The 25,555-nt window shown below is 31.3% G+C and carries 15 protein-coding genes; 7 read left to right on the top strand and 8 right to left on the bottom strand.

All coding sequences use genetic code 11. The features are described from left to right. Window positions 1-365 precede the first annotated feature (365 nt). Both BTO06_RS08695 and BTO06_RS08690 read right to left on the bottom strand, forming a co-directional pair. Window positions 366-803, bottom strand: coding sequence for a DUF4268 domain-containing protein (locus tag BTO06_RS08695; RefSeq protein ID WP_100924926.1), 438 nt, complete (start codon window positions 801-803; stop codon window positions 366-368). Between the two features lie 31 nt (window positions 804-834). Beyond that, entirely contained in the window at window positions 835-1,416 is a 582-nt protein-coding gene (locus BTO06_RS08690; RefSeq protein ID WP_100924925.1) for a tRNA-(ms[2]io[6]A)-hydroxylase, read from the bottom strand. 114 nt (window positions 1,417-1,530) lie between these two features. Here BTO06_RS08690 and BTO06_RS08685 point away from each other — a divergent pair, with 114 nt between their 5' ends. After that, window positions 1,531-7,032 (top strand): alpha-2-macroglobulin family protein, encoded by a 5,502-nt coding sequence (locus BTO06_RS08685; RefSeq protein WP_100924924.1) that lies wholly within the window; start codon window positions 1,531-1,533, stop codon window positions 7,030-7,032. A 970-nt stretch (window positions 7,033-8,002) separates the two neighbouring features. On the opposite strand, the gene BTO06_RS08680 is transcribed toward BTO06_RS08685, so the two are convergent. Further along, window positions 8,003-11,062 (bottom strand): GEVED domain-containing protein, encoded by a 3,060-nt coding sequence (locus BTO06_RS08680; protein WP_157811785.1) that lies wholly within the window; start codon window positions 11,060-11,062, stop codon window positions 8,003-8,005. Window positions 11,063-11,303: 241 nt separating this feature from the next. Between BTO06_RS08680 and pbpC the strand changes: the two genes are divergently transcribed. The 3 genes from pbpC (at window position 11,304) to BTO06_RS08665 (ending at window position 15,901) form a co-directional block, all read left to right on the top strand. After that, window positions 11,304-13,652 carry a penicillin-binding protein 1C gene (pbpC, locus tag BTO06_RS08675; protein ID WP_100926758.1) on the top strand — a complete coding sequence of 783 codons (2,349 nt, stop codon included), beginning with the start codon at window positions 11,304-11,306 and terminating at the stop codon, window positions 13,650-13,652. Window positions 13,653-13,718: 66 nt separating this feature from the next. After that, window positions 13,719-15,533: a cation:proton antiporter gene (locus BTO06_RS08670; RefSeq protein ID WP_100924923.1), complete on the top strand. Its 1,815-nt coding sequence runs from the start codon at window positions 13,719-13,721 to the stop codon at window positions 15,531-15,533. A 92-nt stretch (window positions 15,534-15,625) separates the two neighbouring features. Continuing rightward, on the top strand, window positions 15,626-15,901 hold the full coding sequence (locus tag BTO06_RS08665) for a hypothetical protein (protein WP_100924922.1): 276 nt from the start codon (window positions 15,626-15,628) through the stop codon (window positions 15,899-15,901). Here the strand turns inward: BTO06_RS08665 and dnaX are convergent. Continuing rightward, window positions 15,898-17,595, bottom strand: a complete 1,698-nt coding sequence (gene dnaX, locus BTO06_RS08660) for a DNA polymerase III subunit gamma/tau (RefSeq protein ID WP_100924921.1) — start codon at window positions 17,593-17,595, stop codon at window positions 15,898-15,900. The genes BTO06_RS08665 and dnaX overlap by 4 nt on opposite strands. Before the next feature lie 128 nt (window positions 17,596-17,723). Next, window positions 17,724-18,632, bottom strand: coding sequence for a DUF6607 family protein (locus BTO06_RS08655; protein ID WP_100924920.1), 909 nt, complete (start codon window positions 18,630-18,632; stop codon window positions 17,724-17,726). A gap of 94 nt (window positions 18,633-18,726) precedes the next feature. Between BTO06_RS08655 and BTO06_RS08650 the strand changes: the two genes are divergently transcribed. From BTO06_RS08650 to msrA, 3 genes are all read left to right on the top strand, one after another. Next, the gene (locus BTO06_RS08650) at window positions 18,727-20,778 is read left to right on the top strand and encodes a TonB-dependent receptor plug domain-containing protein (protein WP_100924919.1); all 2,052 of its coding nucleotides are present in this window, start codon (window positions 18,727-18,729) and stop codon (window positions 20,776-20,778) included. Window positions 20,779-20,788: 10 nt separating this feature from the next. Beyond that, window positions 20,789-21,430: an HmuY family protein gene (locus tag BTO06_RS08645; protein ID WP_100924918.1), complete on the top strand. Its 642-nt coding sequence runs from the start codon at window positions 20,789-20,791 to the stop codon at window positions 21,428-21,430. Between the two features lie 124 nt (window positions 21,431-21,554). Next, complete coding sequence (msrA, locus tag BTO06_RS08640) at window positions 21,555-22,151, top strand: peptide-methionine (S)-S-oxide reductase MsrA (RefSeq protein WP_100926757.1); 597 nt, start codon at window positions 21,555-21,557, stop codon at window positions 22,149-22,151. Between the two features lie 999 nt (window positions 22,152-23,150). Here the strand turns inward: msrA and BTO06_RS08635 are convergent. From BTO06_RS08635 to BTO06_RS08625, 3 genes are read right to left on the bottom strand one after another with little or no spacing between them, the layout of a single operon-like run. Next, window positions 23,151-24,266, bottom strand: a complete 1,116-nt coding sequence (locus BTO06_RS08635) for an ABC transporter substrate-binding protein (RefSeq protein ID WP_100924917.1) — start codon at window positions 24,264-24,266, stop codon at window positions 23,151-23,153. 10 nt (window positions 24,267-24,276) lie between these two features. Continuing rightward, complete coding sequence (cobC, locus tag BTO06_RS08630) at window positions 24,277-24,801, bottom strand: alpha-ribazole phosphatase (RefSeq protein WP_100924916.1); 525 nt, start codon at window positions 24,799-24,801, stop codon at window positions 24,277-24,279. Beyond that, a complete protein-coding gene (locus BTO06_RS08625) occupies window positions 24,786-25,550 on the bottom strand; it encodes an adenosylcobinamide-GDP ribazoletransferase (RefSeq protein WP_100924915.1) in 765 nt (254 codons plus the stop codon). The genes cobC and BTO06_RS08625 overlap by 16 nt, the downstream gene beginning before the upstream one ends. Between the last annotated feature and the right edge of the window lie 5 nt (window positions 25,551-25,555).

The following is a 25,555-nucleotide window of genomic DNA, read 5'->3' as shown; positions in this document are numbered from 1 at the left end:
AGATAGTCTTTCTCTCATTAAATTCCAATTAAAAAAATGGCCTTGTCTGCTACTTAGAAGTTAAAAATGATTAATGAACTTTGAAATTTTTGTTTTTTTGATTGTCCGTAAGCATTTCGTTAATATACCCATTTAAAAAAATAGATATCTTAGAAAGAACCTTTTGTTGGACTTTTGATGAAGTTTAACTATACGTTGCTTCCATGATTTTCTAACAGTTGAATAATTTCTCTATCATATAATTATAGATACTACCAACAGCAAAAACTCTTTTATTCCCATTATCTTAACGACAAGAAGTTAGTAGAATGATAAGTGATAAGTGATAAGATGAAGATAGAGAGAAAAGGATTTATATATAGGATTTAAATCGCTTGCTTTATAAAGTCTTCATATTCATGATAAAATATCTCAAATTGAGTCATGGTTTCTACAAAAAACTCGTAGCAATCTCTCCATGTATTTTTATTGTGAATACTAAACTTCTTCTCGTGTAAAATATAAATTCTACGAATATATTTTCCACTTTCTAACTGATAATTATTATCAAAAATTACTTCCGGTAAATATTCAGTCTCTAATATTTTTCTTAAGGCTAATAATTGATCGTAAAGAAGTTCGTTAGCAATTTCATCAGGATGTTCAAAATCTAAACAGATAAAAGCTCTTTTTCTATCAGCTTGAAATTTAAATGAAAACCCTTTTATTTTGGTATTGTATAATAACCACTTTCTTGGAAAAGATTTCCCAAAACTAGTCCAAAATTCTTTGCGTAAACGAGCAGACTCTTCTTTAGAAAACATTAGTATTAAGATTAGTTATTAGCTAAATGAATTATCCGTGTACTTTTGCAGTTATTCCTCTATTTTTCATCATTTCTGCTTCAAAAGCTAATAAGTTATTCCATTTTTTATCTACGACTTCTCTTTTCATATATTTTCTGGCGTATGCTAAAAATAAGGTATAATGGTTGGCTTCAGAAATCATTAAATCTGTATAAAATTTCGATAACTGTTCGTCTTCCATATTATCAGCAAATACTTTAAATCGTTCGCAGCTTCTAGCTTCAATTAAGGCAGCTACTAATAAACGATGTACTAACGCCTCTTTACGATCATTAACTTTAGGAAAGAACTTCTGAAGATTTAAAGCGTAATCATTTTTAGTTGCTTGACCTAAGACCATTCCTCGATCTACCATTACATCGTGTACCATCCTAAAATGTTCCATCTCTTCAATGGCAATATCGCTCATGTCTTTAACTAAATCTGTTTCTTCTGAATAATTGATAATGATGGAAGTAGCATTTCCAGAAGCTTTTATTTCTGCAAAAGCATGATCTGTTAATAATTGTTCTAAACCATTACTAGCAACATTTACCCACGAAGTTTCAGTTTCAAATTTTAATCCTAACATAATTTATAATACGCTCTTTTAAAAATAGTGGACAAAAATACTAAATCCAAAGGCTATTTGTCGAGTATTTTGTTAATTTTGAAGAGGAACTCATAGAAAAAGAAACTATTAACCATGAAAAATATTATATACAGTATACTAATTGTATTGGTTACAATTATCAGTTGCAAGAAAAAAGATAAAGTCGAAAGTGATGTAAATGCATTCACAAATTACATTAGTGTTTATCCTGACAGATCAATTTCGGTGGTACCCAATTTGAAATTCTATTTGAATAAAAAAGTCGATGTTGATAAAGTTTTAGATGATGTTATTACCATGTCTCCAGAAATCAAAGGGAAAGTATTTCTAGAAAATAATATTTTATCATTTATTCCAGAAACAAAATTAGATAGCAATAAAGATTATGTGCTTGATTTACATTTGGATAAGTTATACAGTGATGTTGAAGAGGGATTAAAAACGTTTACGGTTAATTTAAAAACGAAAGAATTGAATTTCGGGGTTTCTGTGGAATCACCATCTATTTATGATAAGGAATGGTATTATGTTGAAGGAACTGTAAATGCGAGCGATGTTATTGATGGTAAAAAGTTAGTAGATATTTTAAAAGCGAATTATGACGGACAATCAAAGAAAGTAACTTTTGATAGTGCTGATGATTTTGCATCTACAGTAAATTTTAAAATAGATAGTTTAAAACGAGGTGATGATGATAAATCTTTACTACTAACTTGGAACGGAGCATCGGTTAATTCTGATTCTAAAGGAGAAAGAGATATAACAATTACAGGTAAATCAAACTTTAAAGTAATATCATTTGATGTTTTTGATCAAGGAAAAAAACGAGTTGAAATTCGATTTTCAGATTTGTTAAATGAATCTCAAAATCTAAAAGGATTAATTCAATTTGTAGATTCTAATACAAAAGTATTTACTTATAATATCAAAGGTAATTTAGTTACAATTTATCCGACTAGTACAAGAAAAACTAAACTTGATATTGAAGTTTTTAAAGGAATAAAAAGTACCGAAGGTTACACTTTGAAAAATAATGTGGTGCGCACATTATACTTTACACAATTAAAACCAAAAGTATCATTTGTCAAAAGTGGAACAATTTTACCAAGTTCTAATAATTTAAAGATCAACTTTAAAGCCACTAACCTTAAGGCTGTTGATGTTCTAATTTATAAGATTTACAAGAATAATGTTTTACAGTTTTTACAGAATAATAACTTAAACAATAACGGAAACTTACGTTATGTTGGTAGACCAACGGCAAAGTACACATTGAATTTAGGTGATAAGGGATTAGAATTGTCCCAACCTAATGCTTTTGCAGTTGATTTGGCTGAGATTATTGAAGTTGAAAATGGGGCGATGTATCGTGTTGAAATTTCATTCCCAATAGAATACTCAAACTATACTTGTGACGGTACAGAAAATAAGAGTACCATTGTTTTTGGAAAGAAAGAAGTAAACACAAAAGAATACGACGTTGCTAGAAGTTATTATTACGACGATTATTATTATGAAGATTATAATTGGAGAGAAAGAGAGGACCCATGTAAAAAGTCGTATTATCGAGATACTAAGATTAGTACAAACATACTAGCTTCGAATATTGGGGCTATTATTAAGAAAGGAAATAATGATAAAACTTTTGTAGCTGTAACTGATATAACTACAACAAAACCAATAAGTGGAGCAAAGGTAGAATTAATTAATTTACAAAAGCAAGTAATCACTTCTGCAACTTCTAATTCAGATGGAATTGTGGAGTTCGAAAAAGTCAAAGGTGCTTATTTTGCTGCGATTTCAAATGCGAAAAGTACTACTTATGTGAAATTAAACGATAGAAATGCGCTATCAATGAGTAAGTTTGATGTGTCTGGTTCGAAACTACAAAAAGGAATTAAAGGATACATTTATGGAGAACGAGGAGTTTGGAGACCAGGAGATCAATTATTCTTAACCTTTGTTTTGAATGATAAGGCAAATCCATTACCAGAAAAACATCCAATTAAGTTTGAATTAAGCAATCCGCAAGGAAAGATTATAGATCAGCATATCACTTATAAAAATGCATTAAATGTTTATACTTATGCTCCAAAAACAGCTCAAGAAGCCATTACGGGTAACTGGAAGGTTCGTGTAAATGTTGGAGCTGCTAAGTTTCATAAAAACTTAAAAATAGAAACCATTAAACCTAACCGTTTAAAAATTAAGTTTAATACTTCTGAAAACGTAGTCAAAGCTTCGGAAGAGATAAAAGGAGATGTTGAGGTTAAATGGTTGCATGGAGCTATAGCTAGAGGTTTAAAATATGATATCGAATCTAAGTTTACTCAGACTAAAACTGAGTTTGAGAATTTTGGAAATTACACTTTCGACGACGTGACAAGAAGTTTTAGCACAGCGACAAATGTGATTGCTTCTGGAAATTTAAACGAAGAAGGAAAAACAACTTTTAGTAAAAAACCAGAATTAGGAACAAGAGTTCCAGGAATGGTGAAAGCTACATTTATAACGAAAGTTTATGAGAATGGTGGTGATTTTAGTACAGATGTATTTAGTATAAAAGCTTCTCCTTATGCATCATATGCAGGTTTAAATAAAGCCGAAGAGCAAGATTCTAAAAATTACTTATTTACTGATCAAGATTATACTTTTAATGTCGCTTCTGTAAATGAAGAAGGAAAAGGAATTGCCAATAATCTTGAAGTAAAAGTTTATAAATTGAGCTGGAGATGGTGGTGGAATTCTTCTAGAAATGGATTATCATATTATGATGGATCTACATATCATACACCATATACAATGAAGCAAGTTTCTACAAATGCTTCTGGGAAAGGATCATTTAACTTAAAAGTTGATAAAAATGACTGGGGAAGATATTTAGTAAAAGTTAAAGATAAAAATAGTAATCATGTAACTTCTTCTGTGGTATATTTCGATTGGCCTTCTTACTACGGAAAGAAAAGAGGAAGTCAAGATAAAACAAACGCAACGATGTTAGTTTTCTCTAGTGATAGCGAAGAATATAATGTAAACGAAAAGGCTACCATTAAATTTCCATCTTCTGAAGATGGAAGAGCTTTAGTTACAATTGAAAATGGGACAGAAGTATTAGATTATTTCTGGGTAGATACAAAAGATAAACAAACGGAGTTTTCTTTCCCTGTTTTAGATTTATATACGCCGAATGTTTTTGTAAACATTTCGTTACTTCAAAAGCATGCGCAAACCAAGAATGATTTACCAATCAGGATGTATGGTTCCATTCCGATTTCTGTAAAAGATCCAAGAACAAAATTAGAGCCTCAAATTCAATTAGCAGATGAATTAAAGCCTGAAAGTACAGCTACTTTTAGGGTTAAAGAGTTAAATTCTAAGTCAATGACTTATACTGTTGCAATTGTTGATGAAGGTTTGTTAGACTTAACTAGGTTTAAAACTCCGAATCCTTGGTTTACATTTTTTGCAAAACAATCTTTAGGTGTTAGAACGTGGGATATTTTTGATGATGTTATTGGTGCCTATGGAGGAAAAGTAAATCAGATTTTAAGCATTGGTGGAGATGAAGCTGAAGCTGGAAGCAAAAACAAGAAAGCGAATCGTTTTAAACCAATGGTAAAATTCTTAGGACCGTTCAAATTAGATTCAGGAGAAATAAAAACACATAGTGTACAAATTCCAAATTATGTAGGTTCAGTTAGAGCGATGGTAGTTGCTTCGGATGCGACTAATGAAGCTTATGGTAATGATGAAAAGACTGCTTTCGTAAGAAAACCAGTGATGGTTTTAGCTTCTTTACCAAGAAAAATCACCCCTCAAGAAACGGTTACATTACCAGTTACAGTTTTCGCTATGAAAGAAAATGTGAAAAATGTAAAAGTTGAGGTAAAACCAAATGAAGCTTATGATATAGTAGGAAATTCTACTCAAAATTTAACTTTCTCGCAGCCTGATGAAAAAATGGCTTACTTTACATTAAAGGTGAAAGATTTTAAAGGAATAGGAAAGGTTAGAGTGGAAGCAAGTGCAGGTTCAGAAAAGGCATTTTATGAAGTAGAAATAGATGTGTTAAATCCAAATCCAATTACAACAGAAGTAAACGAATTGGTGTTAAAAGGAAACGAACAAAACACGATCGATTTTACCAGTTTTGGAACGCAAGGAACGAATTCAGCTAGTATTGAATTGTCAAGTTTACCTCCAATGAACTTTACAAATAGATTAGAGTATTTAATTCGTTATCCGCATGGATGTGTTGAGCAAACTACGTCAAGCGCATTTCCACAGTTATATTTAAATGATTTATTTGATTTATCTGAGGAGAAGCAGAAGTCAATGGATAGAAATGTAAAAGCAGCAATTCAACGATTATCTACTTTTCAAAAATCAAATGGTGGATTATCATATTGGCCAGGAGGAAGAAGTGCAAATGATTGGGGAACATCATATGCTGGTCATTTTTTATTAGAAGCAGCAAAAAAAGGTTTTGTTTTACCAATCGGGTTTAAAGCCAAATGGATTAATTATCAGAAAAAAGCAGCTAGAAATTGGAGGTATAATTCTCAAAAGTATTATCGAAATGATTTAGCTCAAGCTTATAGATTGTATACGTTAAGTTTAGCAAATAGTCCAGATTTAGCTTCGATGAACAGATTGAGAGAAACAGAAGGAATTTCTAATCAATCTAAAAGAAGATTAGCAGCTGCTTATGCAGTAATTGGAAAAACATCTATCGCGAAGGTTGTTTTAAGTACGTTATCGGAAGAACCTAGTACTAAAAGATTTTATTATTACTATGGCTCAGAGGTAAGAAATAAAGCAATGTCTCTAGAAACATCCATTTTAGTGAATGATGAGGTTAAGTCAATTAAATTGGCACAAGAAATTGCAAAAAGCTTATCTAGTTCAATGTGGATGAGCACACAAACTACGTCATATGCATTGTTAGCAATTTCTCAATATGCATTGAAGAATGGAGGTCAACAGGGGGTAAATGCAGACTATACTTTCAATGGAAAGACAAATGGAATTACTTCATCAAAGTCTATGGTCATTCAAAATTTAGAAGGAATGAAAAATCAGAATTCCTTTAAGATTAATAACAAGTCGAATGGAGTTTTATATGTTAGAGTTTATAACAAAGGAATTTTACCAGTTGGCCAAGAAAAAGTTGTAGAAAAGAACTTAGAAGCTTCTGTAAGCTACAAGGATAAAAGCGGTAATCCTATTGATATTTCCAACTTATCACAAGGAACAAATTTTGTTGCTCAAGTTACTATTCGTAACAGTACAGACGAGAAAGTTGACAATATTGCCTTGACTCAATACTTACCTTCTGGATGGGAAATTATAAATACAAGATTTACTGATTTTGGGAATAATACAGATTCAGACGGTGTAGATTATACAGATATTAGAGATGCAAGTATTAGCAATTACTTTACGTTGAAAAAATACCAATCAAAAACTTTTAAAGTCTTAATGAATGCTTCGTATTTAGGTGATTACTATTTGCCAGGTGTTCAAGGAGAAGCTATGTATGATAATGATTACCTAGCAAGAACTAAGGGGCAATGGATTAAAGTAACGAAATAAGACATTATATTTTTATCTTATAAGAAGCGCTCAATAATTCCAAGTTGAGCGTTTTTTTATGTGTGCCCAACAAATCTTGTTCTGTTATAATTTCACTTGTAACTTATACGTAATAAATGTGTTGTAAATTATAAATATATGATAATAACAAATTTTAGCTGATTAAAATTATCATCTATAAAATATTGTGGCATCATAATTACTTAGTTGATATCATGAAAAATGGTCTTTAAATGCAGCAACAGACTTACGTATGTAACACATGAAAGAATGGATACTGGAAAATAGATAATTTATAACAAATAATAGTAGTGTCAATATCCACAAAACTTTCGCTTTTATAAGAAAGAATACAGGCTCTGTATTAATAAATACAAATATCTATAATTTTCCAATTAGTTAGGATCGTCATCTAAGTAGTTATACAAATTCCATTGATTTGTATACAAACAAAATAGAAGAATATATAAGATAGAATAATTGTTCATATTTTCTAGTCTAGAATTACCTTACATGCATAATGCTGATTAAATCACAATAGTAATCGGGCAAGAAGGATTTCCAAGAGGACCCGTAATATCTAAATTTAACATATTTTGATTACTTTACTAGTTTGGACATAAAAGTTAAAAAGCAAGGATGTAATCATGAAAATCGTAAGACTTATAAGGTAATTATAGATAATACTGGGCGTTTTAAAGAAGTTTCTTTATTGGTTTATACTTAAATGCATATAATAAGTTCTAAAGAAATTCAACAAACATCTAATTCTTATGTTAAATGACCCTTGTAATGTAGCCATACCAAATTCTCCTTTTATAATCCGAGATAAATTAATTTTGACGGTTACAAAAAAAATTATCTAAAATTTATTCAGAAAATTTTCAAATGTTGAATCTTTCTTATTTAGATTTAAAAAAATCAAAAGGTCACCAATTTTGGTGACCTTTTTATGATTTACATATAAATCTTATTTTTTTATAAAACGCTTTGTTACCGCCTTACCATTAGAAATAAACTTAATAAAGTAATTTCCTGTCGCGAATTTAGTAACATCAATGGTTGATTTATTTCTTACTTTTTCTTTAGTGCTGTATACAATTCTTCCCGTTACTGAATATATGGTCATCTCGTCAAATTCGCCATTTAAAATTTCAATATTTAAAATGTTCTTAGTAGGATTCGGATATAGTTTTATTTTACTTAAAGATTCCTGAGTAAAATTAATTAGTTCATCACTAGGAGTTGGAGTATCAGTATCTTTTGCAGAACTACTTACATTGTCTCCGCTAATGGTGATTTGATCAAAATATACACGATCTCCATTTCCACTTGCATCACAACGAAAACGGAACCTGTTGTTTGGATTAAAATTATAATTTGAAGAGTTTAATGTGATTACATCTGAAAAGAATTCCTCATTGTTATAGTCAACACCAACTACATATTGACCTATAACCTCATATGAAGTACCATTAAAGAATTCTACAAAAAAGTCTTCACCACTCTCAAAGCTATTTATATAAGCAAAGAATTCGAATGTAATTTCGTTATTGCCTGATAAATCTAAAACGGGAGAAACAGTATTAGAAGTATTTGTATTATCACGTAATCTCATAGAGAAGTTTCCATCATATGATCTTGATGAGCTATTTACTCTTGCACAATCACTTCCTGGATCACTCCATCCTTCACGATTTATTTCAAAACTATAACCAGCAATTATACCTGGGTTTCCACCACCTCCGTTTCCACCAGCTTCTAAGTTTACGGTATAATCTTCAACTTCTCCGTAAGTAAAGTTTTCGCAAGAAGTAGGAATTCCGTTATATTTCATAGAAACTCGCATTCGAACCGAAGTTTGCGAAGTACCTGAAGGCACAGTGAAAGAACCACTATTAGGTGTATCCGTTGAAGGGGATTTAGACCATACTAATTCTCCACTGTCTGTAAAGTCACCATTATTGTTATAGTCAATCCAAACTGCATAACCTTCTTGGTAAACAGTCCCTGTCCAAGTTGGTGTTACGGTAATTGTGTATTGTTGGCCTTCATTCAAATTAGTAGAAATACTCGTAAAGTCTGAATAAAACTGAGCACCAGAACTATTATTAATAGTATTTAAACTTACGTTACTAATAAATTCGTCATTAACATTATTACTAGAAGATGCACAGTAATTTACCTGACCTGCGATTGTAGTAAAGGTTGTATTTACATTTCCAGATACATTTCCAGCTGCATCTTGTGCAACTACAGAGCCTGTATATTGAGTTGTTGGAGATAACCCGGTAACAGTAAATGAAGTTGTAGTTGAAGTACCCACTTGATTTCCATCAATCGAAATTAAATATCTTGCAACCCCAACATTATCTGTTGAAGCATTCCAATTTAATGCAGCACTTGTTCCTGTTAAATTAGATACAGTTAGGTTAGAAGGATTGGTTGGAGCTTCAGTATCAGGCGGACCGGCCGGTTGCATTTCAAAAGTTCCAATTACACCTTTTCTTCCGTTATTCATATATTCTGTAATATACCAGAAAGTACTATTGTTGGAAGGATCAACATCAATTTTACTATAATCTCCATAACGAGTTCCTGGAATATTTTGATTTCCATTAGCAATTAACCCTTCAATTGCAGTCATTGTTCCTAAAGGGTCTCCTGCAGATCTTCCAGTAAAGTACGAACTTACACGAGTAGTATTTGAACTTGCAGAACTTGATAGAGAAGTATATCCCATTCCTATATTTCCACTCGCATCCATTGCTAAACTTGCGTTCCAAGCATGTCTCGAATCTGGCGCATTATAGGTTCCTTCCTGATATAACGACCATGGCTGATTGTCGCCACTTTGACGAAATTCCATCCATCTAATTCCAGCCAATTTTCCTGAAGAAGCATCTGTATCAACTACAAAATTAAAAACAGCTGAGTTGTGAGTTGCAAACTTTCGAAACTGAGCCTGATTCATAATTGTTGCCTGTAATGCGTCAATACTTGCCCCACCATTAGGTTGTGGTAAATTAGAAAAACTTCCGCCATCAAACACACCTATGAATGGAGTTACATTGATTTCTTGAGGAGTAGAAACAGTTGAATTCGATGTATTACTCCAGTTTACATCAATTGTCCAAACTTTAACATGATCTACAGAAACACCAGACCAAGCATTATCTTGCATGTAGACCACGGTTGCCCCACCAGTTGCTGGTAAATTATTATCTGTAACATTCAATACTTGCGGACTGTAAAATCCACTTGTAGCAATATTAGGTAAATTAAAACCCAGTATTCCCGCATTTGAATCTCCAGCTAACATGGCACTTCTTTCTAGAGCCCAAACTCGGTTAGAACCAGTGGTGTTATCCGTAATATAATAACCGTCGCTCCAAATTGATAATTTTTGATAATCTCTAATTTGAGATATATTATAAATGTACCATCCTGAAGTTAATGGGTTTGAACCATCGGAAACGGCAATTTGTGCACCTGCACCTGCGCCATTTAAAAAAGATAATACCCACCTATCAGCAGCATTATCATATGATACAGTTAAATCACAGCATCCACCAGATGGAAAAATTGCTGGATTAGGAGCAGTTTCTCCTAATAATTCGTTTCCTTGTTTATCATAAATCATGAAACCAGTATTAAATACAACCATTACATGATTTGGACCAACAGCTAATGAAGGATCTGTTGGTTGAGAGTTTGAAGAGTAAGTGTCAAATACTAAACCAGCATTTTTCATTTTTACACTTTGTTCTTGTGGATGTCTATTTCTTTTAAAATAGTCATCTTGATTTTGAGGGTCTTTACCAGAAACAATAACATTGCCCATGGATCTTTTGTCTTTAGCTTCTTTTTTTACATTTTTAAACGGTACTAAATCACCAGGTCTAGAAGAGAGTGGAGCAACATACTCAACTGATGGAATTTTTCCTCGATAAAATGGTTTGTACTTGATTTCTTGAGCTATCGAAACGATAGTAATCAAGAAGAAAACAATTGATAATTGTTTTTTCATAATGTTAGGGTTTTGGTTAATTAACCTAAAACTAAATAAAAAGAATTTAACATATTGATAATTAATTGTTTAATTTTAAATACTTAAGTCTGAATTTATAACAAACGAAGTTTAATTCAACAAGGTTGCATTTAGGGTTTGTTTTTTATTATTTTTAGAGCCATCAGATTAAAGACTTACCGATTGGTTGTTTTTTAAATTGTTAGTAGCTTTATTCAAAATTTATGAAAATAGAAAATTGATGAGTAGATTAAGAATTTATATACTTAAACGCTGGAGAAAAATTACAATACTCGTAATATTACTTCTAATTTATTTCTTTTCTCTGCCCAATAAACTATTTGACGATCCAACATCTACGGTATTACTTTCAAAAAATAATGATCTGTTAGGTGCAACCATTGCTAATGATGGTCAGTGGCGTTTTCCTGAATTAGATTCTGTTCCAGAAAAATTTAGGCACTGTGTTTTACAATTTGAAGATGCATACTTTTATAAACATTTTGGTTTTAACCCAGTTTCAATTATAAAAGCTGTTTTCGAAAATAGAAGGGCTAAAAAAATTGTTAGAGGAGGAAGTACGATTACACAACAAGTAATTAGATTGTCTAGGAAGAATCAAAAGAGAACCTATTTTGAAAAACTTAAAGAATTAATTTTATCAACTCGTTTGGAGTTTAAATATTCTAAAGACAAAATATTAAAGCTATATAGTTCTCATGCACCTTTTGGAGGAAATGTTGTTGGATTGGAAATGGCAGCTTGGCGTTATTATGGATTACGTCCAGAACAATTGTCGTGGGCGGAAAGTGCAACTTTAGCTGTTTTACCAAATGCTCCTTCTTTAATTTATCCTGGGAAAAATCAAGTTCGTTTACTAAACAAAAGAAACAAACTACTTAAAAAATTATATTCAGAAGAAATTATTGATAGTTTAACTTATGTGCTATCTATTGAAGAAGAATTGCCTCAGAGACCTTTTCCTCTTCCTACAAATGCACGACACTTTTTACAGGAGGTAAAGAAAACACATGAAGGAAAAAGAGTGGTAAGCTCGTTAGATAATTTTAAACAATCTCAAGTAAACAATCTAGCTAAACAGCATTATAGATTGATGAAGCAGAATGAAGTACATAATTTAGCTGTTTTAGTTTTAGATGTAGAGACAAGGAAAGTTGTTGCATATATTGGAAATTCACCAACAGATGCAAAGCACCAAAAAGATGTAAATAATATTATTTCACCTAGAAGTACAGGAAGTACATTAAAACCATTTTTATATGCACATATGTTGCAATCGGGAGATTTACTACCAACACAATTAGTAGAAGATATTCCGACAGATATAGCAGGGTATATTCCTAAAAATTTTGATTTAAGATACGACGGTGCAGTACCAGTAAACGAAGCTTTAACAAGGTCTTTGAATATTCCTGCAGTAAGAATGTTACGCAAGTATGGACTTCAAAAGTTTATCGAAGATTTAAAAGATTATAAAATCAGACATATAGATAAATCTGCGGACTATTACGGTTTGTCTGTCGTTCTAGGTGGAGGAGAGGCAAGTTTATGGGATTTATGTAAAGTTTTTGCTGGATATGCTGGAACAGTAAATCATTACGAATATTTAAAGCATAATTATTATACAAGTGAATTTCAAGAACCAAGTTATTTATTAAATGATAAGATTGATTTCGGTAAAGTTGTTTCTGAGCCACAGCAAATAGATGCAGGTTCGGCATATTTAACATTAAATACGTTGACAGAAGTAAACAGACCTATATCCGATCAAGCCTGGAAATACTATGATTCATCGCAAAAAATTGCTTGGAAAACAGGAACTAGTTTTGGTAATAAGGATGCTTGGGCAATTGGCACAACATCAAAATATGTAGTCGGAGTTTGGGTTGGAAATTCAGATGGAGAAGGAAGACCGGATGTTACAGGTGTTGGAAGTGCGGCACCGTTGATGTTTAAAGTTTTTGATATCTTACCTAGAGCTAATTGGTTTTTTGAACCTTATGAAGATTTAATTGAAGAGTATGTTTGTGCTAAAAGTGGATTTTTGGCTTTACCAAGTTGCGAAAAGGTTCTTAAAAGAGTATCTAAAAATGGAGTAAGAGCAAAGTCATGCCCTTATCATTATGAATTAAAATTAGATGCCACAGAAAGTTATAGAGTTAACTCAAATTGTTATCCTACTAATGAAATGAAGACGAAGAATTGGTTTACATTACCACCGTTGGTTGCTTATTTTTACAAACAAAAGAATCCAGATTATATTAAATTGCCAGATTATTTATCGGGTTGCAAGGAAGCTAATAAAAAAGTGATCGATTTTATTTTTCCAGTAAAGTACAGAACGAAACTTTCATTAACAAAAGGAAACGATGGAGAATTAAATCCAGTTATATTAAAATTAACGCACACAAACCCTGATGCGAAGATTTATTGGTATTTAGATAATGAGTTTATTAAAGAGACAATTGATTATCATGAATTACCAGTAAAACCGAGCATTGGTGAGCATACTATTACCGTTATCGATGATAGAGGTAATGAGTTTAAAAGAATGTTAATTATTCAATAGACAGAGCAAATATTTAATTTTTATTTAGAATAAAAGTTCTACATTTACAGTTATTAATTTCAAAAAATGGTAGAATTAGCAGGTATAATTATTTTAGGAATTTTAGCGCAATGGGTAGCATGGAAATTGAAAATTCCCGCTATTTTGCCTTTAATCTTAATTGGATTATTGGTTGGGCCTGTAGCAGCTGAATTTTTTAGCGATAATGGAAGTAAATGGATAGAGCCAATTTGGAATGGTGAAAAAGGATTGTTTCCAGGTGAAGGTTTGTTCTATTTTGTTTCACTAGCCATAAGTATTATACTTTTTGAAGGAGGATTGACATTAAAAAAGAGTGAAATTAATAATGTAGGTCCTGTGATTACTAAGCTTGTAACTTTAGGTTCTGTTGTTACGTTTTTCTTAGCAGGTATTTTTGCTCATTATATATTTAATCTCGGTTGGGAATTATCTTTGTTATTTTCGGCCTTGATTATTGTGACAGGTCCAACAGTTATTTCTCCAATTTTGAGAAATATTCCATTAAAAAAGGATGTTGCTGCTGTTCTTAAATGGGAAGGAATCTTAATTGATCCAATTGGAGCTCTAGTAGCTGTATTGGTATTTGAGTTTATAAGTGTTGGAGGAGAAAGTGGTTTTACACAAACAGCTTTAATTGAATTCTTTAAAATTATCCTTTTTGGTACTTCATTAGGATTTATTTTTGCGAAGGCCTTAATTTTTTTTATTAATAGAAAGTTTGTACCACATTATTTACTGAACGTGGTTTCCTTATCAATGGTGTTATTAGTTTTTGTCTTATCGGATCTTTTAGCACATGAATCAGGTTTATTAGCAGTTGTTGTAATGGGAATGGTAATAGCAAATAGTAAATTAAAAAGCTTTGATGAGTTATTATATTTCAAGGAATCTCTTACGGTTTTATTAATTTCCATTTTATTCATTTTGCTTGCAGCAAATATGGATATGGAACAATTAATCCTAATTTATAATTGGAAAACAGTTTTGCTTTTTGCGCTCGTAGTTTTTGTAGTGCGTCCTTTAGGTGTCTTTTTAAGTACGCATAAATCTACACTTAAATTAAATGAGAAATTATTTATCAGTTGGGTAGGACCAAGAGGTATTGTTGCCGCAGGAATCGCTTCTTTATTTGGAACCAAGTTAATGAAATTAGGTGTCGAAGGAGCAAACTATATAACTCCATTGGTGTTTACAATGGTTTTAGGAACGGTTTTATTAAATGCTACAACTGCTAGAATGGTTGCTAAAATGATTGGAGTTTTCCTTAAAAAATCTGAAGCAATTGTTTTTGTCGGAGCTTCAAGATCGGCAAGATTAATAGCTAAATTCCTTATAGATAATAATAGAAGAGTTATTTTATTAGATAGTAATAAAGATTATGTAAACGATGCCAAGGAAATGGGAATCGAAGCTTTTAATATTGATATCTATAATGATAATTTGGATAGTAATGTGGAATTAAGTGATGTTGGATATTTAATTGCAATGACGGGTAGTGATGTGATTAATAAATATGCAATTGAGCGTTTTTCTGGTGTGTTTGGGGAAATGGGTGCCTACAGGTTGGCAACTTCTCGAGAAGTTACTTCAAGAAAGCCGGAAAATTCAGATACTTTATTTACCGAGAATGATGATTTCATTAATCTTACAGAAACTATTAGGGATTATCCTCAAATTAATGAGTTGACTGTCAAATCTTCTGAAGACTTTAAAGGAAAGGTACAAGTTATCAATCAGAAAGATAACGCTATACCATTATTCCTGAAATCAAACACCCAATTTAAAATTTTAGCTGAAGTAAAAGAACAAGACATTAAAGAAAATGATGTAATTGTTTATGTGGGCGAAAAAGTAGCTTAATTTAACTTACGGAAATCCACATTTTTCCATACAGTTATTCCATTTTTTAAATGAAGCGAGTGAATTAGCTTTGCTTTATAAATGTGTAAATTATGGAAGAATTAGTATTCAAAACTTTAGCGACAGGGAAAGAATTTAGTAATATCGATAATCTTATAAATGATATTGTAAAGAATAGTTATAATGTTGAAATTACTTTTGATGAGGTAAAGGAATCTGTTCTTAAACTTATTTTATATGGTTTTATAAAGGTTGATACTTCCAATGAAGTAAAAGGTATCATTAAAAAAGATAATTTTTATGAAGCTCTTGAAATCGGTGGAGTTTCACCTTGGCTGAAAAGAAAAAGATCGTTGTCGGTAGCTTAAATATCTAATCCGAAAGTGTTTTTTAATTTTTCTAAAAGAGGATTCTTCTCTTTTAATTTTTGATATTTTTCGTGTGGAGTGTAGGCAAACTTCTTCTCAACGGTTTCACTAACGACAATATTAATAGTTATTCCGTAATTATTTAACTTTTCTCGTAGAAATTTCAGTAATGCTGGTCTTCCTTTTCCTAGTTGACTTTTCATCAACTTGTTAGGTAAAGTAACAATAATTTCAAAATTTTGACCAAGTTTTGGTTGTCCAGCTAATAAAATAGAGGCCATATTTTTTTCTCCAAGTTCTTGAAGTTTAAAATAATATTTTTTCCAAGCTTCAGTTAGTTGTTCTTCATTAAAAGCAGTTCTTGGATGATTGTCAAAGTTCTCTTCTTCATCAGTGACTACTTTTACAACTCTTTTTTCAGTCAAACTTTTTAATGAAAGGGCAGAAGTTCTTCTTTTAATATTTTTAATTGAAGGTTTCTTTGGTTCTTCAGCAATAGGTGCCTGTTTAGGTACCGCTGTGGTTTTAGTTTGGACTTTAGCCGCTGATGCAACTTTTTCAATTTTCTTAACTGTTGGTGATAATGCTGAGAAAAACGTAGCAGGAATTATGTAGTTGCTACCTTTTTTTTTTTCTCCATCAAAATTGATAGAGGCTATTTGCATTAGGGAAAGTTCGACAAGTAAACGTTGATTTTTACTTGATTTATATTTTAAATCACAATCATTTGCTTTGTCAATTGCTGGTAATAAAAAGGACATAGCTGCTTTTGTAGCTTGCTCTAAATATTTCTTCTTTATCGCATCACCAACTTCTAATAAAGATATAGTGGCATTATCTTTCGCTACTAATAAATCTCTGAAATGAGAAGCCAAACCACTTATGAAATGTTGTCCTTCAAAACCTTTTGATAAAATATCATTGTAAGCCATTAAAGCTTCAGGAATTTTATTCTCAAGTAAAAGATCAGTCATGTTAAAATACACTTCATAATCTAGTACATTTAAGTTGTGAGTAACAGCTTCACGCGTTAAGTTATTTCCCGAAAAACTAACGACTCTATCAAAAATAGATAAAGCATCACGCATTGCTCCGTCAGCTTTTTGCGCAATAATGTGTAAAGCATCATCCTCAGCAGTAATGTGCTCACGTTCACAAATAACTTTCAGATAACTTTTAGCATCTAAAACACCAATTCTTTTGAAATCAAAAATTTGACAACGAGATAAAATCGTTGGAATAATTTTGTGTTTTTCTGTAGTTGCTAAGATGAAAATTGCATGCGCAGGTGGTTCTTCTAATGTTTTTAAGAAGGCATTGAAAGCTGCTTGAGATAGCATATGAACCTCGTCAATAATATATACTTTGTATTTACCTGTTTGAGGAGGAATTCTCACTTGATCTGTTAAGTTTCTAATATCATCAACAGAATTATTAGAGGCAGCATCTAACTCAAAGATATTAAAGGCAAAGTCTTCATCTGTATTATCTGAACTTTCCTGATTAATACGTTTGGCCAAAATACGCGCACAAGATGTTTTACCAACACCACGAGGTCCTGTAAACAATAAAGCTTGTGCTAGATGATTATTTTTTATAGCATTCTCAAGCGTATTTGTTATGGCTTGTTGCCCAACAACATCCTCAAAATTTTGAGGTCGATACTTACGTGCAGATACTATAAAATGTTCCATTAAAATTAATAAATACTAAAGCAAAAGTAGCAAACGCAGCTAGTATTGACAAACAAAGTTGTGAACAATAAAAAATCCCACTTCTAAATAATTAAAAGTGAGATTTAAAACAACACAAAATATGGACATTAATTCAGAAATTGGTCAATTATAGTATTAACTTCTTTCTTAGATGCATCTGCTTTAAGCACAAATAAATGGGAGAATAATTTTTTATTATTCACTTTAGGCTGAAGTACAATATCTTTTTTCATATCGAATACCTTATCCCATTTATTACGTATTTTTTTCCATAATGATTTATTCTTTTTCCACCATTTTTGAGCTGCTTCACACTGATCATTCTGAACTCTTGTGTATGAGTTAAATCCTTTTTCCTGTGCTAAAACGAAATCCTCCTTGTTATCATCTCTTACTATTTTATCATTATCTTGCTCATGAATCCATCCTTCAGTTGTTATTTCATGGCGATTTCTTCTATGCATAACATTATAATCTGATCGTTTTGTATGTTCGCGTCTTGCTAACGGAGCATCTGTACCATTTTCCCAGTAACTTTTCCCGTCAACATGCACCCATGTTGCAGTTCCTTCGTATCTCGGACTATCATCAACTTGATACACCTTTTGTGTCCATTGTCCTTCAACATTTTCCTTAGTTAACTTCATGTATTTCCAATGATTTCCTTTTTGGAACATAAACATATCTTGATTCTCGAATATCCAGTCTTGACGCCAGTGTTTTACTATATGAGGTCTGGTTTTGGGTCCAACGATTAATATATGTTGTAGTTGGATTTCATTGTTTTTATCTGTTACAAGTTCAACCCATTCCAACGCTTTATCATGTTTTACGTTAGATGGTTTGTATAAACTATCATTAGAATAATTGAATGTTTCACTAAAATTGAACGCTACTTTATAGCAACCACTCATTGCTTTAATTGCGTCAATGTCTTTGTGCTTTTTGTTTTTCTGTGCTATTCCATTTGAAATACCGAATAATGTTATCGTAAGAATTGCTATTAGTTTTTTCATCACACTATGTATTTAAATTTTGATAGTACAAAAATAGTATATTTATTTAGATTGATTAAAAATAATATATATATTTGCGTCAAAATTATTAAGAATGCTTCTAAATAAGTTTTTGAGAATGTCATGTTTGTTTTATGGAGTTATGTCATTCTCACAAGATTTTCAAAAGAAAACAGACAGTATACATGATGACTTAGATGAAGTCATTGTAACTGCAACAAGAACAAAAAGACAATTGTCTTCGCTTCCAATGCCTGTGACCTTAATAAGCAAAAAACAAATCTTACAAACAGGAGCAACAAGATTAAGAGATATTATTCTAGAACAAACAGGATTGGTAATGGTTTCTGATTTTGGTAATTCCGAAGGAGTACAGATGCAAGGTGTTGATGCAGATTATACATTAATTTTAGTTAACGGATTACCATTAATCGGTAGAACTTCAGGAAATATTGATTTAAATAGATTAACAATTAATAATATTAAACAAATTGAAATTGTTAAGGGACCATCATCCTCATTATATGGATCAGAAGCACTTGGTGGAGTTATAAATATTATTACGGAAGAACCCGAAGACGGCAGTACCAATGGTTCTGTTAGTTATATGTCTAGAATTGAAGCAAGGGATGAGCTGGATTTAAATGCTAATGTTACGTATGGAAACAAAAAGCTAGGTATTGATGCAGGTTTGAATTTGAATTCAGGTGGAGCCTATGATTTATCTCCAGGAGATAATTTATATACTGCACAAGCATATCAAAATGGTACAGGAAATTTGAGACTTACTTATAAGTTTAATGATAAACTAAATACCACAATTGATGGTAGATATTTTGCGGAAAAAATTTTCAACGATAACAATGACGCAAATCGATTTGATTATGGAGTTTCATTGAGAACGTTGCACAAAATAAACGATTCTTTTACTATAAGTTATTTGCTTTATGGTACAAGATTTAAAACTGAAAGTATATTTAATGGGGAGTCATCTAGTTTCGACCAGACATTATATAGACCAGAAGTTAAAACTGAATTTAATTTAGACAAAGGGACTTTAATTGCGGGTGTAGGTGGGAATTTTGATGCCTTAGATAGAACATTTTTTGAAGGTAAAGAGCAGTTTAATGCCTATTATGTATTCGGTCAATATGATACCAAAATAGGAGATAAAATTAATGTAATTGCAGGATTAAGATTTGATGCTTTTAATAAATTCGAATCAGCTTTCAGTCCTAAGTTATCTGCAAATTATAAAATAAATGATTGGATCACAACAAGGGCCTCGATAGGGTTTGGTTATAAAGTGCCAGATTTTAGACAATTATTTTTCAATTTTAGAAATACAGCAGGAGGTTATATTGTATTAGGAACTCAAGTTCTACATGAACTATATGGTGATAGACCAGAAGTAGCTTTATTAGATAAAAAACTGAAACCTGAAAGTTCGATAGGATACAATTTAGGTTTTCAATTAAAGCCAATATCAGGCTTAAAGTTAGAAATCAATTTATTCAGAAATGATATTAAGGACTTAATAAATACGTTTGTTGTTTCAAGAAATTTTCCAGATTTACCAAATACATCGGTTTTTTCGTATGAGAATAGAGATCGAGTTTTTACGCAAGGTGTTGAGTTAGATATTACGTATAAAATAAATAATAATATTAGATTCTCAGCGGGTTACCAATATTTGGATTCAGGTGATAAAGAAGAGATTGATAGAATTAATAATGGAGAGGTGTTTTTTCGAAGAACTCCAACTTCTCCTTCAGAAAAATTAACTCTTAGCGACTATTTTGGTTTGGTTAATAGATCGAGGCATGTTGCAAATGCAAAATTATTCTACGAAAACTTCAATCATAATTTATCTGCAAATATTCGTGTTTTGTATCGAAGTAAATATGCACTTTTTGATACAAATAATAGTGGGGATGTAATAGATGTATTTGATGATTTCATTGCAAGTAACGCCCTTGTTAGTGTTGCAGTACAAAAATATTTTTTCAATACGATGAGCTTACAGTTAGGAGTAGATAACCTTTTCGATAGCACAGGTACGGAGAATTTAGATAATTTTCAAAATCTAGATGCAGCATTACGCTTAGGAAGAACTTTTTACACTAGAATTCAATTTAATATTTAATAATAAACATATGAATCGCTTAAAATTAATAGCAGCTTTAATGATTACAGGTTTTGTTTTCACTTCATGTAGTGATGACAATGATGATGGATCAAATGTATTGCCGGTAGAATCAAAATCAGTTACTAATTTACCAGCATTACAAACAACAGATTATACTCAAAGCCCACCAGTAACTTCAGGAACTTTCACAGGTTTTAGTTTTAAAACGGGAGAAGTAGTTACAGATAGTAGTTGGGATATTGCTTTTAGAGGAACAACTATTTTAGTAAATGGAGGAACAAAAATCGGAGGATTAACTGATGAACCAGAAAGATCTGGGAACGCATCTTTAACAGTCATGACAGGAACATTTGGAGATATTGTTGTAGCACCAGCGGACGCAGCTTCTTATTCTCAGGATGCATCAGGAAGTTATTCTTTACCAACAGGTAGCGATAATGGATGGTACAACTATGCAGGACCACCAACACATTTAATTAGTCCTTTAGCTGGAAAAGTTATTGTTGTAAGAACTGTTGATGGAAACTATGCTAAAATGGAAATCATTAGCTATTATAAAGACAATGATCCTTCTAAGGCTGAAAATGCAAGATATTACACCTTCAATTACGTATATAATCCAAATGTTGGAGATAAAAATATTCAATAGTCATCTATGTTGAATTTTGTTAGTTTTTAATCTTAAAAGCTATTCGAATGGCTCGAATAGCTTTTTTCTTTATATTAACGAAAGAAAAGTATAGGTGTTACGACAAAGTTCAAAACAAATCATAATGAAGAAATTTTTAGTAATTATTTTTATAGGCTTATCAACTCTTATTAATGCACAAAAGAATCAAGAAGTGGCATATTTTGCTAGTGGGTGTTTTTGGTGTGTTGAAGCAATTTTTGAAAGTGTAGAAGGAGTGAACGAGGCAGTTTCTGGTTACGCTGGGGGTCATACAACAAATCCAACTTATAGAAAAATAGGAACGGGTACAACCGGACATGCTGAGACTGTTGCTGTTTATTACAATCCTAATAGAGTAAGTTTTAATACATTGGTAGAAGTGTTTTTTGGTTCTCATGATCCAACAACAGTAAATGGTCAACATCCAGATTATGGTTCTCAATATCGTTCAATTGCTTTTTATCAGAATTCAAACGAAAAAAAGATTATTAATAACTATATAAAACTTTTAAATGCCAAAGTATATGATGGTAAAATTGCTACCGAAGTAACCAAGTTTAAAAAGTTTTACAAAGCTGAAGCTTATCATCAAAATTATGAGCGCTTAAATCCAAATAACCCATATGTTAGAAATGTTTCTATTCCGAGATTAAATAGATTTAAGCTTAAGTTTCCTGAGTTATTAAAGAAGAATAATTAAGTATGGAAATTATATTGTCTTAATTTTTTCAAAATTAAAAATAATAAATACTAAGCTCAACAAGAATAAAACATTTGTTAAGCTTTATTGTGTTTAACTTTCTAATATTAGTAGTTAGTAATCCCTTTTCTTCTAAGGTTCTAAGAATAATATTCATTGTCATTCGTAACAGGATTTTATTAACTCATACATTCTTATACAAAGAGTTATCAAATATGGTATTTTAAATTAGCTGTATTTTTGGAGTGTCTGTTCAAAACTGGTTTCCTTCAAATACCTTTTCAAAGGCAGGAGCTTGAAAAGTCCTACTTCCTAAATTATATTAAGAATTTGAAATATTAAATAGGTTTAGAATATTTACAAGTACAAATGTGTGATTATAAGAAATGTCTCATTTGGTTCTAAAAACGATTGATTTTTCTACATGAGGATTAATTAAAATTGAAGGAACTTGTACACCAAATCTATCAAATTGAAAATTGCCTTAGAATTCTTATTGAGTTGGAGTTCAATCTGGCGTATATTTCCAAGGAACTTTTGATCTTCAAAGAATTGGTTAATGATTATAAGCTCCTCGATACTCATTAATTTGATAATTTTGACATTAGTTAACAAATCATATGATTGTAATTCAAAAAATTCGACATAAAATAATTTGCTCCTGATGCACTAATATCAAAGGCATGTGCAAAGAGAATAACTCGAATTTCTAATCCCTATTAGGGTTCTAAAAAAACTAAAAGTAGGTAAACTTTCTGCTTTCGTATTTTCAAGAAAGTCAGCCATGTTTTCATAATCATAATCATAATCATAATCAAATGGAGTATGGTGAAAAGTTTGTATTAGGTCTTATTTGGGATAATAACCTTATACTTCAGCTAAATTTTTAATTTCTTATAAAACAGTTATCTCTAAATAATAATTATGATGAAACTGATTTGATTAAAATGTAAGAATATGCTTATTCATTGTCAAACACATATTAATTTTAGAGTTAAATTATTTTAACAGTTCAAAAAATGTAAACTCATAATCGGGTAACAACTCAGGACTAGTGATCTTAATCATATCTTTAAGAACTAAATCGGGTCGTGTTGGAGCGAGTTCGAAATATATCAAACCTCCAGTTGGTCCTTTTTTAGAAGCTACGGTATAAATTTTTTGTTTAGTAAATGCATCAAATTTATTATAGTGTCTATTTGAATTCATTAGCTCCTTTCGTGTTTCACTTAAGCCGCAACCCAGCCAAAAGTCAGCTTTTTGGGCTTTGTCTAAAACACTTTCAAAATTTAACTGTAAACTTCCTGTTCCTTTGGTGTCTTTCCATATGTAATCTAAGTTTGCGTCCGACATATATTTTGCCATGAAGCTTTCACCAGCAGGAACATAAAAAGTATCTTTATACATACTTCCAGACAATACTTTAGGTGCGGTATTATTAGTTTGTGCAAGTGCTTTTATAGAATTATAATTTCTTTCAATAGCAGAGAAAATACTATCTGCTTGTTTCTCTTTATCTAATAAAACACCGAAAACTTTTATCCATTCAGCTCTACCTAAAGGAGTTTCTTCTAGCCAATCTCCATTAAATAGTACCGGAATACCTAATTTTTTGATGTTATTATATAGCTTGTCATTTGGATGTAAAGCAAATCCGATTACTAATTCAGGCTCTAGGTCAATTAAAACTTCAGTATTCATATTTTGTTCAGAACCTAACTCTTTAATTGCGCCAGAATCTACTAAAGTTCTTGTTTTTTCTGAAGAAATATATTTTGTATTTGGAAATCCAATGATGTTATTTTCTTTCTCCAATAATTCTACCATCGGAATGTGAGTTGTACTAGTAACAACCAATTTTTCCACAGGAACTTTAATAGCATTTTTTTGAATATTAATTTCATCAGTAAGTAAGTATTTGAAACTTTGAGTTCCACTTTGGAAAACCCTTTTCAGAATTAAATATTTATTACCATTTTCATATACAATATCAAAACCATTGGCATATTTAACATTAACTTCTTTGTCTTCAGTTTTATCCTTTGGCGCTTTATTTTTACAGCTGTAAAAAAGAATAAGACAAAATAAGATATTGAATATGTATGTTGTATTCATAATTGCGTTCTTATAAGTTAAAACATAGGGTTTCTCCGTATGTAAGTTTTAAATCAAATGATTTGTTTAATGGAATATTATTAACATATGACCACATACTTCTTATAACTCCGGCATGAGTAACTAATAATACTTCTTTATAGTTTTTATTAGAAATTTCGTCTAAAAAACTAGTTGTTCTTCTATGCAAATCGATGTACGACTCCCCATTTGGTGGAGCTAACTCAACAAAGTTTTCCATCCAAGGATTTAATTCTTCTTCCGGAATATCATTCCATTTTTTCAGATCCCAATTTCCGAAATCTAATTCCTTTAGCCTTTGGTCGAATATAATTTTATCATTAATTCGCTTTGCCAGTTTTTTACATCGCTGTAATGGACTTGAAAAAATGGCATCGAAATTAAAACTCTTTAAATTAGTTAATATTTCTTGAACTTCTTCTTCAAAAGTATTCTCCACATCAATATCCGCTTGTCCGTAGCAAATTCCTTTAGCAATGGCTGGTGTGGTATGTCTGACTAAAATAATTTCCATATTACTAATAATGAAAGATAAAAAACAACTTCAGCAACTTGTTGTAAGGCTCCAGCACAGTCACCAGTTTGACCACCAATCCATTTTTTAAAGAATCGAGCTAAGTAAACATAGCATAGCATTAGTGGAATTAAAGATAAAAACACTGCCAAATCATGAAATAAAATAAGAGGTAATAAACCAAAAAAACCAGAAATTATCAATGATTTTGTACTCATTTGTTTTGTGGTCGGTTTCACCTTAGAACTATCAAAATCTCTAACATATTCATGCGTGTAAAGTAAAATGGTTGCTACAAATCTGCTGATTGAATGTCCAGCAATAAGTATATATGGAATGTAATTCTGAGATGCTAATTCTTGCAAGCTTAAAAATTTTAACCCTAAAATACTTATCAAACCTATAACTCCGAAAGTACCCAAACGAGAATCTTTCATTATCGTTAAAATCTTTTCTTTGGTCCAACCACCTCCGAATCCGTCACAAACATCGGCAAAACCATCTTCATGAAATGCTCCTGTTGTCCAAATAGAACATATCATACTCAGACTTAAAGAGATTTCAATTGAGAAAATAAAACTAAATAAATAATAAATTAAAGCTGCAATTGAACCTATTAAGATTCCAACTAGTGAAAAGTATCGACTACTTTTATTCAAAATTTCAGAAGAATGGTCTACCCATTTAGGACAAGGGATTCTAGTGAAAAATAATACAGCAGTTAAAAAGTAATGTACTTGTCTTTTCATGAGGT

This window comes from Tenacibaculum sp. SZ-18 (genome assembly GCF_002813915.1).
In the GTDB taxonomy this organism is placed as follows: Bacteria; Bacteroidota; Bacteroidia; order Flavobacteriales; family Flavobacteriaceae; genus Polaribacter.
The sequence above is the reverse complement of the archived record's forward strand: the minus strand, read 5'-3'. Positions and strand labels throughout refer to the sequence as shown.

Excerpts from the sequence above, each read along its gene's own strand:
- BTO06_RS08695 (WP_100924926.1), bottom strand. The coding sequence starts at position 803 with ATGTTTTCTAAAGAAGAGTCTGCTCGTTTACGCAAAGAATTTTGGACT.
- BTO06_RS08690 (WP_100924925.1), bottom strand. The coding sequence starts at position 1,416 with ATGTTAGGATTAAAATTTGAAACTGAAACTTCGTGGGTAAATGTTGCT.
- BTO06_RS08685 (WP_100924924.1), top strand. The coding sequence starts at position 1,531 with ATGAAAAATATTATATACAGTATACTAATTGTATTGGTTACAATTATC.
- BTO06_RS08680 (WP_157811785.1), bottom strand. The coding sequence starts at position 11,062 with ATGAAAAAACAATTATCAATTGTTTTCTTCTTGATTACTATCGTTTCG.
- pbpC (WP_100926758.1), top strand. The coding sequence starts at position 11,304 with ATGAGTAGATTAAGAATTTATATACTTAAACGCTGGAGAAAAATTACA.
- BTO06_RS08670 (WP_100924923.1), top strand. The coding sequence starts at position 13,719 with ATGGTAGAATTAGCAGGTATAATTATTTTAGGAATTTTAGCGCAATGG.
- BTO06_RS08665 (WP_100924922.1), top strand. The coding sequence starts at position 15,626 with ATGGAAGAATTAGTATTCAAAACTTTAGCGACAGGGAAAGAATTTAGT.
- dnaX (WP_100924921.1), bottom strand. The coding sequence starts at position 17,595 with ATGGAACATTTTATAGTATCTGCACGTAAGTATCGACCTCAAAATTTT.
- BTO06_RS08655 (WP_100924920.1), bottom strand. The coding sequence starts at position 18,632 with ATGAAAAAACTAATAGCAATTCTTACGATAACATTATTCGGTATTTCA.
- BTO06_RS08650 (WP_100924919.1), top strand. The coding sequence starts at position 18,727 with ATGCTTCTAAATAAGTTTTTGAGAATGTCATGTTTGTTTTATGGAGTT.
- BTO06_RS08645 (WP_100924918.1), top strand. The coding sequence starts at position 20,789 with ATGAATCGCTTAAAATTAATAGCAGCTTTAATGATTACAGGTTTTGTT.
- msrA (WP_100926757.1), top strand. The coding sequence starts at position 21,555 with ATGAAGAAATTTTTAGTAATTATTTTTATAGGCTTATCAACTCTTATT.
- BTO06_RS08635 (WP_100924917.1), bottom strand. The coding sequence starts at position 24,266 with ATGAATACAACATACATATTCAATATCTTATTTTGTCTTATTCTTTTT.
- cobC (WP_100924916.1), bottom strand. The coding sequence starts at position 24,801 with ATGGAAATTATTTTAGTCAGACATACCACACCAGCCATTGCTAAAGGA.
- BTO06_RS08625 (WP_100924915.1), bottom strand. The coding sequence starts at position 25,550 with ATGAAAAGACAAGTACATTACTTTTTAACTGCTGTATTATTTTTCACT.